14 protein-coding genes are annotated in these 16,366 nt (G+C 71.0%); 4 read left to right on the forward strand and 10 right to left on the reverse strand.

Features of this window, described 5'->3' with window-relative positions; all coding sequences use genetic code 11:
- Positions 1 to 37: 37 nt before the first annotated feature.
- Positions 38 to 622 (reverse strand): TetR/AcrR family transcriptional regulator, encoded by a 585-nt coding sequence (locus ACZ58V_RS00970; RefSeq protein ID WP_471287753.1) that lies wholly within the window; start codon positions 620 to 622, stop codon positions 38 to 40.
- A gap of 72 nt (positions 623 to 694) precedes the next feature.
- On the opposite strand from ACZ58V_RS00970, the gene ACZ58V_RS00975 reads away from it, so the two are divergent.
- Positions 695 to 1,633, forward strand: a complete 939-nt coding sequence (locus ACZ58V_RS00975) for a DMT family transporter (RefSeq protein WP_471287754.1) — start codon at positions 695 to 697, stop codon at positions 1,631 to 1,633.
- A gap of 165 nt (positions 1,634 to 1,798) precedes the next feature.
- A complete protein-coding gene (locus ACZ58V_RS00980; protein ID WP_471288718.1) occupies positions 1,799 to 2,971 on the forward strand; it encodes a Cmx/CmrA family chloramphenicol efflux MFS transporter in 1,173 nt (390 codons plus the stop codon).
- Between the two features lie 78 nt (positions 2,972 to 3,049).
- Here ACZ58V_RS00980 and ACZ58V_RS00985 read toward each other — a convergent pair whose 3' ends face one another.
- Entirely contained in the window at positions 3,050 to 4,414 is a 1,365-nt protein-coding gene (locus tag ACZ58V_RS00985; protein ID WP_468194931.1) for a hypothetical protein, read from the reverse strand.
- A 171-nt stretch (positions 4,415 to 4,585) separates the two neighbouring features.
- On the opposite strand from ACZ58V_RS00985, the gene ACZ58V_RS00990 reads away from it, so the two are divergent.
- Positions 4,586 to 5,245, forward strand: a complete 660-nt coding sequence (locus tag ACZ58V_RS00990) for an SLATT domain-containing protein (protein WP_468194928.1) — start codon at positions 4,586 to 4,588, stop codon at positions 5,243 to 5,245.
- A gap of 173 nt (positions 5,246 to 5,418) precedes the next feature.
- Here ACZ58V_RS00990 and cimA read toward each other — a convergent pair whose 3' ends face one another.
- The 4 genes from cimA to ACZ58V_RS01010 all read right to left on the reverse strand — a co-directional run bounded on the left by cimA (position 5,419) and on the right by ACZ58V_RS01010 (position 10,990).
- Positions 5,419 to 7,023 carry a citramalate synthase gene (gene cimA / locus ACZ58V_RS00995; protein ID WP_471287755.1) on the reverse strand — a complete coding sequence of 535 codons (1,605 nt, stop codon included), beginning with the start codon at positions 7,021 to 7,023 and terminating at the stop codon, positions 5,419 to 5,421.
- A gap of 301 nt (positions 7,024 to 7,324) precedes the next feature.
- Entirely contained in the window at positions 7,325 to 8,266 is a 942-nt protein-coding gene (locus ACZ58V_RS01000; protein WP_471287756.1) for a TolB family protein, read from the reverse strand.
- A 347-nt stretch (positions 8,267 to 8,613) separates the two neighbouring features.
- Positions 8,614 to 9,702 (reverse strand): branched-chain amino acid aminotransferase, encoded by a 1,089-nt coding sequence (locus tag ACZ58V_RS01005; RefSeq protein ID WP_471287757.1) that lies wholly within the window; start codon positions 9,700 to 9,702, stop codon positions 8,614 to 8,616.
- Positions 9,703 to 9,946: 244 nt separating this feature from the next.
- The gene (locus ACZ58V_RS01010; RefSeq protein WP_468194918.1) at positions 9,947 to 10,990 is read right to left on the reverse strand and encodes a 3-isopropylmalate dehydrogenase; all 1,044 of its coding nucleotides are present in this window, start codon (positions 10,988 to 10,990) and stop codon (positions 9,947 to 9,949) included.
- A 118-nt stretch (positions 10,991 to 11,108) separates the two neighbouring features.
- On the opposite strand from ACZ58V_RS01010, the gene ACZ58V_RS01015 reads away from it, so the two are divergent.
- Positions 11,109 to 12,677 carry a purple acid phosphatase family protein gene (locus ACZ58V_RS01015; protein WP_471287758.1) on the forward strand — a complete coding sequence of 523 codons (1,569 nt, stop codon included), beginning with the start codon at positions 11,109 to 11,111 and terminating at the stop codon, positions 12,675 to 12,677.
- 46 nt (positions 12,678 to 12,723) lie between these two features.
- Here ACZ58V_RS01015 and ACZ58V_RS01020 read toward each other — a convergent pair whose 3' ends face one another.
- The 4 genes from ACZ58V_RS01020 to ACZ58V_RS01035 all read right to left on the reverse strand — a co-directional run bounded on the left by ACZ58V_RS01020 (position 12,724) and on the right by ACZ58V_RS01035 (position 16,342).
- Entirely contained in the window at positions 12,724 to 12,855 is a 132-nt protein-coding gene (locus tag ACZ58V_RS01020; protein ID WP_005479955.1) for a hypothetical protein, read from the reverse strand.
- 244 nt (positions 12,856 to 13,099) lie between these two features.
- Positions 13,100 to 13,642 carry a GNAT family N-acetyltransferase gene (locus tag ACZ58V_RS01025; RefSeq protein ID WP_471287760.1) on the reverse strand — a complete coding sequence of 181 codons (543 nt, stop codon included), beginning with the start codon at positions 13,640 to 13,642 and terminating at the stop codon, positions 13,100 to 13,102.
- Between the two features lie 107 nt (positions 13,643 to 13,749).
- Positions 13,750 to 15,381 (reverse strand): L-glutamate gamma-semialdehyde dehydrogenase, encoded by a 1,632-nt coding sequence (gene pruA / locus ACZ58V_RS01030; RefSeq protein WP_468194910.1) that lies wholly within the window; start codon positions 15,379 to 15,381, stop codon positions 13,750 to 13,752.
- Between the two features lie 34 nt (positions 15,382 to 15,415).
- A complete protein-coding gene (locus ACZ58V_RS01035) occupies positions 15,416 to 16,342 on the reverse strand; it encodes a proline dehydrogenase family protein (RefSeq protein ID WP_468194908.1) in 927 nt (308 codons plus the stop codon).
- Between the last annotated feature and the right edge of the window lie 24 nt (positions 16,343 to 16,366).

The following is a 16,366-nucleotide window of genomic DNA, read 5'->3' on the forward strand; positions in this document are numbered from 1 at the left end:
CACCACCGTAGGGACCAAGTAGGACAGGTTCCGTCCGCTACGCGAGCAGTGCGCGTGCCTGTTCGCGGGCGTGCTCGATGGCGTCCGGGAAGATGCCGAGGCCGTGGGCGACGAGCGCGCCCTCGTGCAGCAGCATCAACGCCCGGGCCAGACCGGCCGGTTCGTCCGGGGCGATGTCCGCGGCGAGGCCGGTGAACAGGGCGAGCATCCACTGCTTCTGGCCGATGATGATCGGGTGGGCCGGGTGGGCGGGGTCGCTGATCTCCGCGTGGGCGTTGACCATGCTGCATCCCTTGGGACTGCTGTCCCGCGCCCATGCGCGTGAGGCGTCGAAGACCGTCAGGACCCGCTCCCTCGGGTCCGGTCCGGCCGCGTCCAGGCGCTCGCCGAGGAAGGCGCGCCAGCGCTCGTCGCGGTCGGCGAGGTACTCCACGACGATCTGCTCCTTGGAGCCGAAGCGGTCGTAGAGGGTCTTCTTCGTGACCCCGGCCTCCGCGGCGATGAGGTCGACCCCGACGGCGTGGATGCCGCGCTCGTAGAACAGCCGCGCGGCGGCCTCCAGGGCGCGGCGGGCAGCGGGCGTCATCGTGATCCGGCGGGGGCTCTCGGCGGTGGTACCCATGACACCTGAGTATACCGTTCTGTATAGTCGACGGCGAACGAGTAAACCGATCTGTCTAGTGGTTGTGATGTCGTGAACATCCTGCTCTCCCTCGCCTTCGTCCTGTGCTGGAGCTCCGGGTTCATCGGAGCCAAGCTCGGTGCGGGCAACGCGTCCGCGCTCACGGTCCTGATGTGGCGGTTCCTGCCGCTGGCCGTCGTCCTGATCGCCGTCGCCCTCCTCACGCGATCGGCGTGGCGGGGACTCACCGCCCGGGAGGTGACCCGGCAGGCCGTGATCGGGCTGCTGTCGCAGAGCGGCTATCTGCTGAGCGTCTACTACGCCATCCAGCTCGGCGTCTCCAGCGGCACGACGGCCCTGATCGACGGCGTCCAGCCCCTCGTCGCCGGAGCCCTCGCGGGACCGCTGCTCGGGAGCTACGTCTCGGGCCGGCAGTGGATCGGACTGGGCCTCGGACTGAGCGGCGTGGCCGTGGTCACCCTGGCCGACGCCGCCGCCGGGACCGACGTGGCCTGGTGGGCGTACGCCATCCCGCTGCTCGGCATGCTGTCCCTGGTCGCGGCCACGTTCCTGGAGAGCCGGTCCCGCTCGCGGGTCGCTCCCTCGGTGTCGCTGACCGTCCACTGCGCCACCAGCGCCGTGCTCTTCACCGTCCTGGCCCTGGGCGCCGGCGCCGCCGCACCGCCGGCCGAGGGCGCGTTCTGGGTGGCGGTCGTCTGGCTCGTGGGTCTGTCCACGTTCGGCGGGTACGGGCTGTACTGGCTCATCCTGAAGCGCTCCGGCGTCACCGAGGTCAACACCCTGATGTTCCTCATGGCGCCGGTCACGGCCGTCTGGGGCGCGCTCATGTTCGGTGAGCCGTTCGGCGTCCAGACCGCCCTCGGGCTGGCCGTCTGCCTCGCGGCCGTCGTCATCGTCCACCGCGGTGGGGGCCGGGGGAACACCGCCTTGACCGCCGCCCGGGGAGAGCGGGAGGAAAACCGGTGGACCCGGTCCTCCGAATCCGCCTAACGTGCCTGTCGTGTCCAGCCCCGAGGCGTCCAGAGTGCGGCCACCGGCTCTCCGGTGGCTGCTTGTGATGCCGGGCCGCTGAGGCGGGCCCCTTCTTCGCTCCGCCGCCGGATCGCCGACCGACGTGTCGTGTTCGTCGTCGACTTCCGGGTGCGGAGTTTCCTCATGCCGTTCGCTCTTCTTCTGCTGGGCCTTGCCGTGTTCGCGCAAGGGACGTCCGAGTTCATGCTGTCCGGGCTGGTACCGGACATCGCGCGGGATCTGGAGGTGTCCGTTCCCGCGGCGGGTGCGCTGACCTCCGCCTTCGCGGCGGGAATGGTCGTAGGGGCGCCGCTCGTGGCGGGTCTCGCGCGGCGCTGGTCGCGGCGGGGCGCGCTGCTGGCGTTCCTCGTCGTCTTTCTCGCCGTCCATGTCGTCGGTGCTCTCACCGGCAGTTTCGAGGTGCTGCTCGCCACGCGGGTCGTGGGGGCGCTCGCCAACGCCGGGTTCCTCGCCGTCGCGCTCGTAACCGCCGTGGGCATGGTCCCGGCGGATGCGAAGGGCCGGGCGACGTCCATGCTGCTGGGCGGGGTGACGCTGGCGTGTGTGGCCGGAGTGCCCGCCGGGGCCGTGCTGGGCGGGCTGTGGGGCTGGCGTACGGCGTTCTGGGCCGTGGCGCTGGTGTCGCTGCCGGCCCTGGTGGCGGTGGCGTGGTCCGTGCCGGGCGGTGCGGCCGAGGGCGCGCCGCCCGCGCTGCGCGGTGAGCTGCGGTCGCTGCGCAGCCCTCGGCTGATCGTCACCCTGCTGCTGGGCGCCCTCGTGAACGGCGCGACGTTCTGCACCTTCACCTATCTCGCGCCGCTGGTCACCGAGGTGACGGGGCTGGGCAGCGTGTGGGTGCCCGGGGTCCTCGCGCTGTTCGGGGCCGGGTCGTTCGCGGGGGTGACCGTCGCGGGGCGGTTCGCCGACCGGAGCCCCTTGCCGGTCCTCGTCGGCGGGGGCGTCGCGGTCTGCGTGGGCTGGTCCCTGCTGGCCCTCGGGGCCGGGCACCCGGTCCTGGCCCTCGGGCTGGTCTTCGCCCAGGGGGCACTGTCCTTCGGCGTCGGCTCCACGCTGATCGCCCAGGTGCTGTACGCGGCCCCGGGCGCGCCCACGCTGGCCGGGGGTTTCGCCACGGCCGCGTTCAACGTGGGCGCGGCGCTGGGCCCTTGGGCCGGTGGCGCGGCGATCGGCGCCGGGTTCGGGTACCGGTCGCCGGTGTGGGTGAGCGCGGGTCTGGTCGCGCTCGCGGGCGTCGTGGCCGGGACGCTGTGGCGGCATCGGGAGCGGCTGGTGGGCCAGGAGGCGCGCGGCTCTTAGGCCAAGACGCGCTACGGCTCGTAGGCCAAGAAGCGCTACGGCACCGAACTCAGGCGGGCTGGGCGGGGCGGGGCGGGTTCAGAACCCGCCCCCGAAGTCCCCTCCCCCACCGCCGAAGCCTCCACCGCCGAAGTCTCCTCCGCCGAAGCCGCCCCCGTAGTCGCCGGAGTCGAAGTTGGCGCCGGAGACGTCACCGCCCTCGTATCCGCCGAAGTCGCCGTAGCCGGAGCCGTAGTCGGCCGCGTAGGCGGGGGCGGCCATCATGCTGCCGAGCATGGTGCCGACGAGGAGGCCGGGCAGGATGCCGCCGGCGAAGTAGCCGCCGGCCCAGGGGCCGTACGCCGGGCCTGCCTCCCAGTACGGGCGGCGGCCGTAGTCGGTGTCGACCTCGCGGATCACCGGGTCGCGGCCCTCGGCGAGCCGGGTCTGGTCGGCCGCGCAGACGGGGACGTCGCGCGTGGTGCCGCCCGAGGGCGTCCAGCTCGCGTCGGCGACCGCGGGGCCGTGGCGCGGGTCGAAGAAGCAGGGCGGGCGGCGCTCCGGCAGCCGGCCGCCCTCGCACCGGGCCGCGAGTCGGGCCAGGGAGAACCGGCCGTCCTCCACGGCCTGGGTGACGGGCCGGACATCCTCCGGTTTCGTCGCGGCCGCCATCAGGGACTTCGCCTGCTCGTAGGCGTCCAGGGCGCGCTCGTAGTCGGCACGCATCGCGTCGTCGGCGCCGGGTTCCCCGGGGTGGAAGTCGAGGCGGTCGAGCTCCTCGCCGAAGGCGGTGATGTCCTCGTCGACCACCACCCGCAGCTTCTCCAGCGCGGCCCGCTGCTCCTCCTCGTGGCGGCGCCGGTTGCGCCGGACCACCGCGTAGGTGCCCGCGCCGCCGGCCGCGACCAGGGCGCCGAACGTGATCAGGCCGCCGACCGGTACGCCGGTGTCCGAGCCGTCGCTCCAGCTGCTCGGCGCCGTACCGCCCACGCCGCGCAGGGCGTCGTCGACGAAGTCGTTCAGCTGGGCCTTGGTGTCGCCCGCGTCCCGCACGGCCGTGACCAGGTTGGACACCGCCTGGCGGCTCATCACCGCGCTGTCGGCACGGGCGTCGAACTGCTCGCCGACGCGGACGCCGTACAGGCCGGTGACGCCGGTCTCGGTGCGGAGGTTCCGGAAGAGGTCCTGCGTGGGGGTATCGGCCGGGAGGACCGCCACGAAGACGGGCTTGTCCGCGTCCTTGATCTTGTCGGCGAGGGCCTCGGCGTCCGACGCCGCCAGCTGGTCGGAGGCGGCCGGGTCGACGTAGACGGGGCTCTCGCGCAGTTCCTCGGCGACTTTCGAGAGGTCGGTGGCCGCGTGCGCACCCGTCGCACCGGCCGTCATCACCACCAGCACCGCCACCAGGGCGGCGAGCGGCGCGATCAGCAGTCTTACGACGGTACGCACCAGTGCGGCCTTCATACGTTCGAAGCTACCCGAATCGGCACAGAAGGGATATCGATAAGGACGGGGATTTCGGGACGCCGCTGCGCCTACGATGCCTTCTGGCTTACTGCCGTGGGCCGGGCCGGGCCACCGGTCACAGCAGAAGGGCGGATCAGGGGCATGTTCGGAAGACGCAGGGCCGCGGACATGACGGTGTCCGCACTCACCGAGCTGGACCGTTCGCGTTCTCGGGCGGACCTGTTGTGGGAGCTGTTCCGGCATGCCGAGGCGGAGGTGACGACGGCGATCGGCTGGTACCTGGCGCGGCGCCGGGGGCCGTCGCTGTGGTCGCGGTCGCTGCGGGCGCTGGCCGCGCTGCTGGGCATCGTCGGCACGCTCACTCCGCTGGTGCACGCGGCCGCGCCCACGACCGTGCGGCCCGAGTGGGGCTTCGTGTTCCTGGCCGGTGGGGCGGGCTGTGTCCTGTTCGACCGGATCTTCGGGTTCTCGGCGTCCTGGACGCGTTACATCCGTACGCAGCAGGCCCTGCAGCAGATCCTCAAGAGGGCGCAGTCCGAGTGGGCGCAGACGTATCTGCGGGCCACCGACTCCCCGAGCGACAAGGAGCAGGCCGCGCTGCTCGGGGTGATCGAGCGGCTGCGGACGGACGCGCAGCGGATCATCGAGGACGAGGGCTCGGCCTGGGTCGGGTACCTGGCCGACGGGGTGGAGGAACTGACCCGCGCCACCGTCCACGCGCCCGGTCAGCGGTCGAGCGGGGCGGGGCTCTTCCGGCTGGACCGCGGGCCGGGGCGTGAGCGGCTGGGCGAGGCCCAGGTACCGCGCGCCCGCGACTCGGCCATGTGACCCATCAGGCGGCTTCCCGGCACCGGGCATCGTCGCTGGTGCCGGGGGTCCGCAGCCGGGCGGAGCGGGGTGCCGCTGCGCCCACCCGTGCCACCCCTGGCGGCACGCATGCCCGCAGCCAAGCGGACCCGCGCCCCCGACACGTCCCCGACCTGTGACGAAACCGCAGGCGGCTACTCCGCCGGTGCCACCCCCGCCCGCAGCAAGCCGTACGTGTACGCGTCCTCCAGGGACTGCCAGCTCGCTGCGATGACGTTCTCGGCGACGCCCACCGTGGACCATTCGCCCGTGCCGTCGGACGTGGAGATCAGGACGCGGGTCGTGGACTGGGTGCCGTGCTTGCCTTCGAGGATGCGGACCTTGTAGTCGACGAGCTCGAGCTTGGCGAGCTGGGGGTAGATCTTCTCCAGGCCGACGCGCAGGGCGCGGTCGAGGGCGTTGACCGGGCCGTTGCCCTCGGCCGTGGCGACGATGCGCTCGCCCTTGGCCCACAGCTTGACCGTGGCCTCGTTGGCGTGGGACCCGTCGGGCCGGTCCTCGACGATGGCACGCCAGGACTCGACCTCGAAGTAGCGCAGCGGCTTGCCCTGGACCTCGGTGCGCAGGAGGAGTTCGAAGCTCGCGTCGGCCGCCTCGTAGGTGTAGCCCTGGAGTTCGCGTTCCTTCACCCGCTCCACGACCCGGCCGACCAGCTCCCGGTCACCGCCGAGGTCGATGCCGAGTTCCTTGCCCTTGAGCTCGATGGACGCGCGGCCCGCCATGTCGGAGACCAGCATCCGCATGGTGTTGCCGACCAGCTCGGGGTCGATGTGCTGGTACAGGTCCGGGTCGACCTTGATGGCCGAGGCGTGCAGCCCGGCCTTGTGGGCGAAAGCGGAGAGACCGACGTAGGGCTGGTGCGTGGAGGGGGTGAGGTTGACGACCTCGGCGATCGCGTGCGAGATACGGGTCATCTCGCGCAGGTGGCCGTCGGGCAGGACCTTCTTGCCGTACTTCAGTTCCAGCGCCGCCACGACCGGGAAGAGGTTCGCGTTGCCCACCCGCTCGCCGTAGCCGTTGGCCGTGCACTGCACATGCGTCGCACCCGCGTCGACGGCGGCCAGCGTGTTCGCCACCGCGCAGCCCGTGTCGTCCTGGGCGTGGATGCCGAGCCGGGCGCCCGTGTCGGCCAGGACCGTGGAGACGACCGCCTGGATCTGCGCGGGGAGCATGCCGCCGTTGGTGTCGCAGAGGATCACCACGTCCGCGCCGGCCTCCGACGCCGTACGGACGACCGCCTTCGCGTACTCCGGGTTCGCCCGGTAGCCGTCGAAGAAGTGCTCGCAGTCGACGAAGACCCGGCGGCTCTGCTCCGTCAGGAACGACACCGTGTCGCGGATCATCTCCAGGTTCTCGTCCAGGGTGGTGCGCAGGGCGAGTTCGACATGGCGGTCGTGGGACTTCGCGACCAGCGTGATCACCTCGGCGCCCGACTCCAGCAGCGCCTTGACCTGCGGGTCCTGAGCCGCCTTCGCTCCCGCGCGACGGGTCGCGCCGAACGCGACCAGCTGGGCGTGCCGGAAGTCGATCTCCTGCTGGGCGCGGGCGAAGAATTCGGTGTCCCGGGGGTTCGCGCCCGGCCAGCCGCCCTCGATGAAGCCCACGCCGAAGTCGTCCAGGTGCCGTGCGATGGCCAGCTTGTCGGCGACGGTGAGGTTGATGCCCTCACGCTGGGCGCCGTCGCGCAGGGTGGTGTCGAAGACGTGGAACGAATCGTCGAGTTCGCTGGTTGCGGTCATGGTCTCAAGGCTCCTGAGGATTGGATCTCGGTCGTACCGGAATGACCGGCTCCACCGCCCCCACATACTCCCTCGCGCTCTCGCTCCTGGCTTCGGGTGGGCCAGAAAAGCGAAAAACCTCTCGCGGGTGCGAGAGGTCTGCGCGCGGGTCGAGGACGACGGTGTCCGCCCGTACCTGGTCGTACGTGGCGGTCACTGCGGACCGGCGCGCCTGCTGCCAATAATCATGGCGAACGAGAGCACGGGGGCAGTCTGGCACAGCCCCCGCTCCCCGCTCACGGTTGTCTCAGGATGCGGTCGGTCACCGGATGTGGCGCACGTAGACGTGGGAGGTGTCGTACGTGTCGCCGGGCACGAGGTCGGGTGAGGAGCTGCTGAAGGCGACCTCGCGGCCGTGCCGGTCGATCACCGGGGCGGACACGCCCTGGTCGTTCGGTCCGCCCTCGGCGTCCGGGCTGGCCAGGACCGTGCGCCCGGTGCGCAGGTCACGGACGTAGGCGCGCGTCGTACGGTCCGGGTCGCCCGGGTCGGCCGAGACGAAGGCGAGGTACCGGCTGTCGGCGCTGAGTCGCGGAAACGCGGTGAAGGCGGCCGGGTCGGCGGCGTCGATCCGGCGCAGCTCCCCCGTCTTGAGGTCACGGACGAAGACGTTGTGGCCCTGGTTGGTGTCGCCCGGGGTCAGCCGCGAGTCGAGCGAGTTGAACACCGCGTACCGGCCGTCGGCGCTGATCTGCGGGAACTCGGTCTGCCCGTCGGACGTCAGGCCGTCCGGCGCCAGGTCGGCGTGGAACAGCTTCCCGCTCGGCACGTCACGGACCCAGGCGTCGCTCCAGTCGCCCGAGGAGGGGTGCGGGACGAAGAACTGGTACCCGACACGGCCGCCGTCGGCGCTGATGGACGGGTTGGTAGCGGCGGTCTTCCGGTCGGTCGCGGCGGGCACCTGGCTGATGCGGACGGCCTCGCCGCTGGTGCGGTCGACGCGGTAGACGCGTCCCCAGCGGTCCTCGCCCTCGCCGAATCCGGAACGCTCGGCGACGAAGGCGACGTAGCGGCCGTCGGCGCTGATGGCGGGCTGCCTGCCGGTGTCGTAGCCGGTGACGACGGTGTCCGCGATGGGCTGGAGGGTGCCGGCCTTCAGGTCCTTGACCCAGATGTGGCTGCGGCCGTCGCTCGCGGCCGTGGCGGCGAAGGCCAGGTAGCGGCCGTTGCCGCTCAGGGCGACATCGTCGACGGAGCCGTCCACGCCACCGCTCGCCAACCGGGTCGTGCCGGTGTCGAGGTCGCGTACGAAGGCGTCGGCCAGGCCGTCGGTGTCACCGGCGACGAGGTTGCCGGCGCGGGAGACGAAGGCCAGATGGCGGCCGTCGGCGTCCTGGCGGTGTCCCTGCCGTCACTGACCGGTGGGGTGGACTGCGGCTTCTGCTGTCGGGGCTGGTGGGCGGGGTGGCTCATGTGCTCTCGGCCCCGGGCTCGGTTTCAGTGGAGCGCGGGGCCGATGAGGCAAGTCGGGCTTCCAGCCCAACCGCTTCGGGTGGCGGGTGGGCATAGGCCGGGGGGCCCGAGGGCGGAGCCCCCGGAGAGCAGGGGCACTCAGCCCAGCTGGTGCATCCAGCCGTGCTTGTCCTCGGCCGTGCCGCGCTGGATGTCCAGCAGAGCCTGGCGGAGCTTCAGGGTGACCTCCCCCGGCTCCCCACCACTCTGCTTCCAATCCACCCCGGCCCTCTTGACCGTACCGACCGGCGTGATCACAGCCGCCGTACCGCAGGCGAACACCTCGGTCAGCGACCCGTTCTCCGAGTCCCGCTGCCACTGGTCGACCGAGACCCGGCCTTCCTCGGCCTCGTACCCGAGGTCACGGGCGACGGCGAGCAGGGAGTCCCGCGTGACGCCCTCCAGGATCGACCCGGTGAGGGACGGCGTGACGATCCTGTCTCCGTACACGAAGTACAGGTTCATGCCGCCCAGCTCCTCGACCCACGTGTGCTCGACGGCGTCGAGGTAGCAGACCTGGTCGCACCCCTTCGTCGCGGCCTCGGCCTGCGCGAGCAGGGACGCCGCGTAGTTGCCGCCCGTCTTGGCGTCGCCCATGCCGCCGGGGACGGCACGCACCCGGTCCTCGGAGACCCAGATGGAGACCGGCTTGACGCCGCCCGGGAAGTAGGCGCCGGCCGGGGAGGCGATGACCAGGAACAGGTACTCGTTGGCCGGCTTCACGCCCAGGCCGACCTCGGTCGCGATCATGAACGGGCGCAGGTAGAGGGACTCCTCACCGCCGTGCGCCGGGACCCACCCCTTGTCCTGCCTCACCAGCGCGTCGCACGCCTCGATGAACGTCTCGACCGGCAGCTCGGGCATCGCGAGCCGGCGCGCGGAACGCTGGAAGCGCTCGGCGTTCTTCTCCGGACGGAACGTGGCGACCGACCCGTCGGGGCGGCGGTAGGCCTTCAGCCCCTCGAAGATCTCCTGCGCGTAGTGCAGGACCGTGGTGGCGGGGTCGAGGGAGATCGGCGCGTACGGCACGAGCTGTCCGTCGTGCCAGCCGCGGCCTTCCGTCCACTTGATCGTCACCATGTGGTCGGTGAAGTGGCGGCCGAACCCGGGGTTGGCCAGGATCGCCTCGCGTTCTGCGGCGGAGAGCGGATTGGCGGAGGGCTTGAGCTCGATCGTGGGCGTCGTCATGGGTTGATGTCCTTCACCGGTTGTAGTGACGGGCCGCGCTCGGTACTGCTCTGATGATGACCAGTGCTAGGACGTCCGAGCATTCCCTCATTCCGCGGCCTCGCGTTCGATTATCGCCCGGGGGCGGCGGCGGAAGGAACGGGGTGAATGCGACCCGGTGGTCGATGGTGGCACCCGGCGGGGAACATGCGAAAGCCGCCGGGTGCGGATGCGACCCGGCGGCTTCGCGAAAAGCAGCGGCGGGTCAGCCTGCTACTCGTACGGCGAGCGCGTCGCCGATCTCCGTGGTGGAGCGGGCGGGCTTGCCCGTGCGCTCCGACAGGTCGGCGGCGACCGCCTCGTCGATACGGTCGGCCTCGGCCTCGTGGCCGAGGTGGCGCAGGAGCAGGGCGACGGACAGCACCGTGGCGGTCGGGTCGGCCTTGCCCTGGCCGGCGATGTCCGGGGCCGAGCCGTGCACGGGCTCGAACATGGACGGGAAGTCTCCGGACGGGTTGATGTTGCCGGAGGCCGCCACGCCGATGCCGCCGGAGACGGCCGCGGCGAGGTCGGTGACGATGTCGCCGAAGAGGTTGTCCGTGACGATGACGTCGAAGCGCTCGGGCTGCGTGACGAGGTAGATCGTCGCCGCGTCCACGTGCATGTACTCGGTGGTGACCTCGGGGAACTCCTCGGCCACCTTGTTGAAGATGTCGGTCCACAGGTGACCCGCGAAGGTCAGCACGTTGTTCTTGTGGATCAGCGCCAGCTTCTTGCGCGGGCGGGCCTGGGCGCGCGCGAAGGCGTCCCGGACCACGCGCTCGACACCGAAGGCCGTGTTCACGGAGACCTCGGTGGCGACCTCGTGCTCGGTGCCCTTGCGGATCGTGCCGCCGTTGCCGGTGTACGGGCCCTCGGTGCCCTCACGGACCACGACGAAGTCGATCTCCGGCTCGCCGGCCAGCGGGGTGGCGACACCCGGGAGCAGCTTCGACGGGCGCAGGTTGACGTGGTGGTCGAAGGCGAAGCGGAGCTTGAGCAGGAAGCCGCGCTCCAGGACGCCGGACGGCACGCTCGGGTCGCCGATCGCGCCGAGCAGGATGGCGTCGTGCTTCTTCAGGGCGTCGAGGTCGGCGTCGGTGAGGGTCTCACCGGTGGCGTGGTAGCGCCGGGCGCCGAAGTCGTACTCCTTGGTCTCCAGCTTCACATCCTGCGGAAGGACGGCGGAGAGGACCTTCAGCCCTTCGGTCACGACCTCCTGGCCGATTCCGTCACCGGGGATCACTGCGAGATTGATGCTGCGAGACATGCGGGCACCCTACTCCTCGTCCCATGGGATGACACGCAGTGTCCGCGATACGGACACGACGCCCCTCGTTCACCCGTATGTCAGACCGGCGTTGGGCCTTGCTGGGAAGTTGACTGGCATGGAGACTCCCGACTTCGGCATTCCCCGGCGGCTCGCGGACCGGATGAGCATGGCGGAACAGCACGAGTATCTGCGGACACGGCTGTCGCGGCGGCGCACGCTGGTGACGGCCGGCGCGGTGGCGAGCGGGCTGCTGACCGGCTGCTCGGGCTCCGGCGCCGGGGGCGCCACGGCGACGAGAGACCCGTCGCCGAGCACGTCGAAGGCGCCCGGATCCTTCATCACTCCCTTCGGCCGCCATCTCGCCTTCGGCTCCGACCCGAAGACGCAGATGCGGATCTCCTGGCAGGTGCCGCTCGCGGTGAAGAAGCCGTACCTCCGGGTCGGCACGCGCCCCGACGACCTCGGCCGCAGGGTGGAGGCGGAGCTGCGCGATCTGCACACCCCGGAGCTGAAGGACGTACGGGCGGCGGTCGACCAGTACTACCTGCACGCGGCGCTGGACGGCCTGCGCCCGGACACGACGTACTACTACGGCGTCGGCCACGAGGGCTTCGACCCCGCGTCCCCCGGGCACCGGTCGACCATCACGTCCTTCCGCACGGCACCCGCGAGTCCGCCGGAGCGGTTCGTGTTCACCGCGTTCGGCGACCAGGGCGTCGGCGAGGAGGCGGCCCTCAACGACCGTCTGCTGCTGCGCCAGAGCCCCGCCTTCCACCTCCACGCCGGTGACATCTGCTACGCCGACCCGACCGGCAAGGGCAAGGAGTCGGACGTCTTCGACGCCGGGCAGTGGGACCGGTTCCTCAAGCAGACCGAGCCGGTCGCCAGGTCGGTGCCGTGGATGGTGACGACCGGCAACCACGACATGGAGGCCTGGTACTCGCCGGACGGCTACGGCGGCCAGCTCGCCCGCTTCTCCCTGCCGGACAGCGGTTTCGACGCGCGTACGGCACCGGGCGTGTACGCCTTCACCTACGGCAACGTCGGCGTGGTCGCGCTGGACGCGAACGACGTGTCGTACGAGATCCCCGCCAACTTCGGCTACACGGAGGGGCGGCAGACGAAGTGGCTGGACAAGAAGCTCGGCGAGCTGAGGGCCGCGAAGGACGTCGACTTCATCGTCGTCTACTTCCACCACTGCGCGTACTCGACGTCCACGCACGCCTCCGACGGCGGGGTGCGCGCCGAGTGGCTGCCGCTGTTCGCCCAGCACGAGGTGGACCTGGTGATCAACGGGCACAACCACGTGTACGAGCGGACCGACGCCGTCAAGAACGGCGAGGTGGGCAGGCCGGTGCCGGTCGGCGGGACGACGGACCCCAGGCGGGACGGGATCGTCTACGTCACCGCGGGCGGCGGCGGCAAGGAGCTGTACGGCTTCCCTGACGGCGTGAAGGAGAGCTACGAGGGGAACGCCGCCGACCACGAGTCGGTCGCCACGTTCCGGTGGACCAAGTCCCAGGACACGAAGGCCGAGTCGGTGCAGTGGTCGCGGGTGCGCTACCGCGGGTTCTCGTTCCTCTCCGTGGAGGCGGAGAGCGGCACCGCGCCGAAGCTGAAGGTGTCGGCGCTGGCGTCGAGCGGTGAGCGGATCGACCATTTCGAGGTGCGGCGCGGGGCGTGAGGCCCCGCACCGCGCCTCGTCGGGCGGCTCCCGGTCCAGGGGCGGCTCAGTGGCCGGTGGATCCGCCGTTGTCCCTGCGGTCGAGGGCGCGCTGGAGCGCGGCGGCGGCGTTCTTGCGGTCGGACTCGGTCGTCCGGGAGACGTGACGGACTCGGCGGCGGACGGTCGTCTCGGCCATGGGAGATCGACTCCTTCGACAGCATGGAGCGCGGAGAGATGGGAGACGCCGGAGGGGACGGGGAGCGGTGCCGCAGGGGTTGCCTGCACGGGGCCCGGCTCACGACCGCCCTTCGCTTGGTCGAGCGAGACGTTCGGCTCCTACAAAACTAAGGGAGGCCGGAGCGTCTGTCTCCACAATTACTCGGACTTCCTACTATCTGAGACGGTGGACTACGTCACACCGCGCTGAGCTGCGGTGATTCCTAGAGCACGTCTCCGTCGCGCCAGTCGAAGAGCAGAGCGTGCGCGGGGTCGAGCGCACCGGCGAGGGCCGGCCGGACATACGTGCTGTCCTCTTCGTCCGGCAGACGGATGTCGCCCTCCTGCGGGCTGAGGGCGTGCACCTCACCGCTCCACAGCCGCCAGCCGCGGGAGGTGTAGAGCCGGGCGCCGTCCGCACTGGCGGACAGGGCGCCGAGGTCGTAGGCCCGCTCGACGACGCGTTCCAGCTCGCCCATGACCCACCCGCCGAGGCCGCCGCGGCGGGCGTCGGCGCGGACGGCGACGTTCTCGACGTACCCGGCGCGCAGCCACCGCCCGCGGTGCCGCACCCGGCGCATCACGACCGCCCCGTGCGCGGCGAGGCCCGATTCGTCGTGCACCAGGGCGTGCATGCCGCCGAGGCCGTGGTCCCATTCCTCGTCGCCGAAGTCGCCGTCGAAGGCGGCGTCCAGCAGGGCCCGTACGGCGTCCAGTTCGGAGGGGGCGAGGTCGGCGGTGTGGGCGGTGCGTACGCGGATGGTCATCCGCCCAGTATGTGAAGGGGACGGGCGGCTCTCGACCGTTTTTGCGCCGTCCGGAAGACGCCGACGGGCCGGGTCCTGGGGACCCGGCCCGTCGGTTCCGCGGGGTCTCAGCCCATGTGCGGGTACGTGTAGTCCGTCGGCGGGACCAGCGTCTCCTTGATGGCGCGGGTCAGGGTCCAGCGCATCAGGTTCTGCGGGGCGCCGGCCTTGTCGTTGGTGCCGGAGGCACGGCCGCCGCCGAAGGGCTGCTGGCCGACCACGGCACCGGTCGACTTGTCGTTGATGTAGAAGTTGCCGGCCGCGTAGCGGAGCTTGTCCGCCGTGTAGGCCGCCGCCGCCCGGTCGTTCGCGATGACCGAGCCGGTCAGGGCGTAGTCGGAGACGGACTCCATCTGGGTCAGCATCTCGTCGTACTTGTCGTCCTCGTAGACGTGCACGGCGATGATCGGGCCGAAGTACTCGGTGCGGAAGACCTCGTTCTCCGGGTCGGTGCACTCGATGACGGTCGGGCGGACGAAGTAGCCCTCGGAGTCGTCGTAGGTGCCGCCCGCGACGATCGTGCAGGAGGCGTCCTCCTTGGCGCGGTCGATGGCGGCCTTGTTCTTGGCGAAGGCACGCTCGTCGATGACGGCGCCGATGAAGTTCGACAGGTCGGTGACATCGCCCATCTTGATGCCGTCGACCTCGGCGGCCAGCTCCTCCTTGAAGCCGGAGTTCCAGATCGAGGCCGGGATGTACGCGCGGGAGGTGGCGCTGCACTTCTGGCCCTGGAACTCGAAGGCACCCCGGGTGAACGCCGTCTTCAGGATCGCCGGGTCGGCCGAGGGGTGGGCGACGAGGAAGTCCTTGCCGCCGGTCTCGCCGACCAGCCGCGGGTAGGTGCGGTACTTCTCGATGTTGTTGCCGACCGTCTTCCACAGGTACTGGAAGGTGGGGGTCGAGCCGGTGAAGTGGATGCCCGCGAGGTCGCGGTGTTCCAGGGCGACCTTCGAGACCTCGATGCCGTCACCGGTGACGAGGTTGATGACGCCCTTGGGCAGACCGGCCTCCTCCAGGAGCTGCATGAGCAGCACGGCGGCGTGGGTCTGCGTCGGGGACGGCTTCCAGACGACGACGTTGCCCATCAGGGCGGGGGCCGTCGGGAGGTTGCCCGCGATGGCGGTGAAGTTGAAGGGCGTGACCGCGTAGACGAAGCCCTCCAGCGGGCGGTGGTCCAGACGGTTCCACACGCCCTGGGAGTTCGCCGGGGGCTGCTCGGCGAGCAGGTCGCGGGCGTAGGCGACGTTGAAGCGCCAGAAGTCGATCAGCTCACAGGGCGTGTCGATCTCGGCCTGCTGCGCGGTCTTGGACTGGCCGAGCATGGTGGAGGCGGCGAGCGTCTCCCGCCAGGGGCCGGACAGCAGCTCGGCGGCGCGCAGGATGATCGCCGCGCGGTCGTCGAAGGACAGGGCACGCCAGGCGGGCGCGGCGGCCAGGGCCGCGTCGATGGCGTCCTGGGCGTCCTGCTGCGTGGCGTTGCGGTACGTGCCCAGCACGGCCTGGTGGTTGTGCGGCTGCACGACCTGGAAGGCCTCGCCGCCGCCCATCCGCTTCTCACCGCCGATGGTGCAGGGCAGGTCGACGGGGTTGTCGGCCAGCTCCTTCAGCCTGGCCTCCAGCCGGGCACGCTCGGGCGAGCCGGGGGCGTAGCCGTGCACCGGCTCGTTGACGGGGGTGGGGACCTGGGTCACAGCGTCCATGTTTTCCCTAACTCCTTACTGAGCGGTGTGTCGGTCAGCCGTTGGTGAGCATCGATCGTGCGAAGAACCGCAGGTTGGCCGGTTTCTCGGCGAGTCGGCGCATGAAGTAGCCGTACCAGTCGGTGCCATAGGCCGTGTACACGCGCATACGGTGGCCCTCGGCGGCGAGGCGCGACTGCTCGTCGCCGCGGATGCCGTAGAGCATCTGGAACTCGTACTCGTCCAGCTTGCGCCCGGCGCGGTGCGCGAGCTCCTGGCCGATGGCGATCAGGCGCGGGTCGTGGGACCCGATCATCGGGTACCCCGTCCCCTCCATCAACGTACCGAGAATCCGCACGTACGCCCGATCGATCTCATGCTTGTCCTGGTACGCGACCGAGGCGGGCTCCTTGTACGCGCCCTTGACCAGGCGCACCCGGCTGCCGTTACCGGCGAGGCGGCGGGCGTCGGCCTCGGTGCGGAAGAGGTAGGCCTGGATGACGCAGCCGGTCTGCGGGAAGTCCTTCCGCAGCTCCTCGTGGATGGCGAACATCGAGTCCAGGGTGGTGTGGTCCTCGGCGTCGAGGGTGACCGTGGTGCCGATCTCTGCGGCGGCCTCCACAACCGGGCGCACGTTCTTCAGGGCCAGCTCGTGGCCGTCTTCCAGCGCCTGCCCGAACATCGACAGCTTCACCGACATCTCGGCGCGGGTGCCGAGCTCCAGCGGCTTGAGGCGGTCGACGAGCTCCAGGTAGGCGTCCCGGGCGGCGGCGGCCTGCGCGGGGTTGGTGATGTCCTCGCCGACGACGTCCATCGTCAGCTCCAGCCCACGGTCGGCGAGGCCCCGGACCACCGGGACGATGTCGTCGACGCCTTCGCCCGGGATGAAGCGGTCGACGACCTGCTTGGTCACCGGGGCCGCCGAGATCAGGCGTCGCATCCGGTCGCTGCGAGACGCGGCGAGAATCACGGGACCCAGCACGGGGCACCTCCAGAGCACAACCAA

Source organism: Streptomyces sp. NPDC040589 (genome assembly GCF_055594445.1).

Excerpts from the sequence above, each read along its gene's own strand:
- ACZ58V_RS00970 (WP_471287753.1), bottom strand. The coding sequence starts at position 622 with ATGGGTACCACCGCCGAGAGCCCCCGCCGGATCACGATGACGCCCGCT.
- ACZ58V_RS00980 (WP_471288718.1), top strand. The coding sequence starts at position 1,799 with ATGCCGTTCGCTCTTCTTCTGCTGGGCCTTGCCGTGTTCGCGCAAGGG.
- ACZ58V_RS00985 (WP_468194931.1), bottom strand. The coding sequence starts at position 4,414 with ATGAAGGCCGCACTGGTGCGTACCGTCGTAAGACTGCTGATCGCGCCG.
- ACZ58V_RS00990 (WP_468194928.1), top strand. The coding sequence starts at position 4,586 with ATGACGGTGTCCGCACTCACCGAGCTGGACCGTTCGCGTTCTCGGGCG.
- cimA (WP_471287755.1), bottom strand. The coding sequence starts at position 7,023 with ATGACCGCAACCAGCGAACTCGACGATTCGTTCCACGTCTTCGACACC.
- ACZ58V_RS01005 (WP_471287757.1), bottom strand. The coding sequence starts at position 9,702 with ATGACGACGCCCACGATCGAGCTCAAGCCCTCCGCCAATCCGCTCTCC.
- ACZ58V_RS01010 (WP_468194918.1), bottom strand. The coding sequence starts at position 10,990 with ATGTCTCGCAGCATCAATCTCGCAGTGATCCCCGGTGACGGAATCGGC.
- ACZ58V_RS01015 (WP_471287758.1), top strand. The coding sequence starts at position 11,109 with ATGGAGACTCCCGACTTCGGCATTCCCCGGCGGCTCGCGGACCGGATG.
- ACZ58V_RS01020 (WP_005479955.1), bottom strand. The coding sequence starts at position 12,855 with ATGGCCGAGACGACCGTCCGCCGCCGAGTCCGTCACGTCTCCCGGACG.
- ACZ58V_RS01025 (WP_471287760.1), bottom strand. The coding sequence starts at position 13,642 with ATGACCATCCGCGTACGCACCGCCCACACCGCCGACCTCGCCCCCTCC.
- pruA (WP_468194910.1), bottom strand. The coding sequence starts at position 15,381 with ATGGACGCTGTGACCCAGGTCCCCACCCCCGTCAACGAGCCGGTGCAC.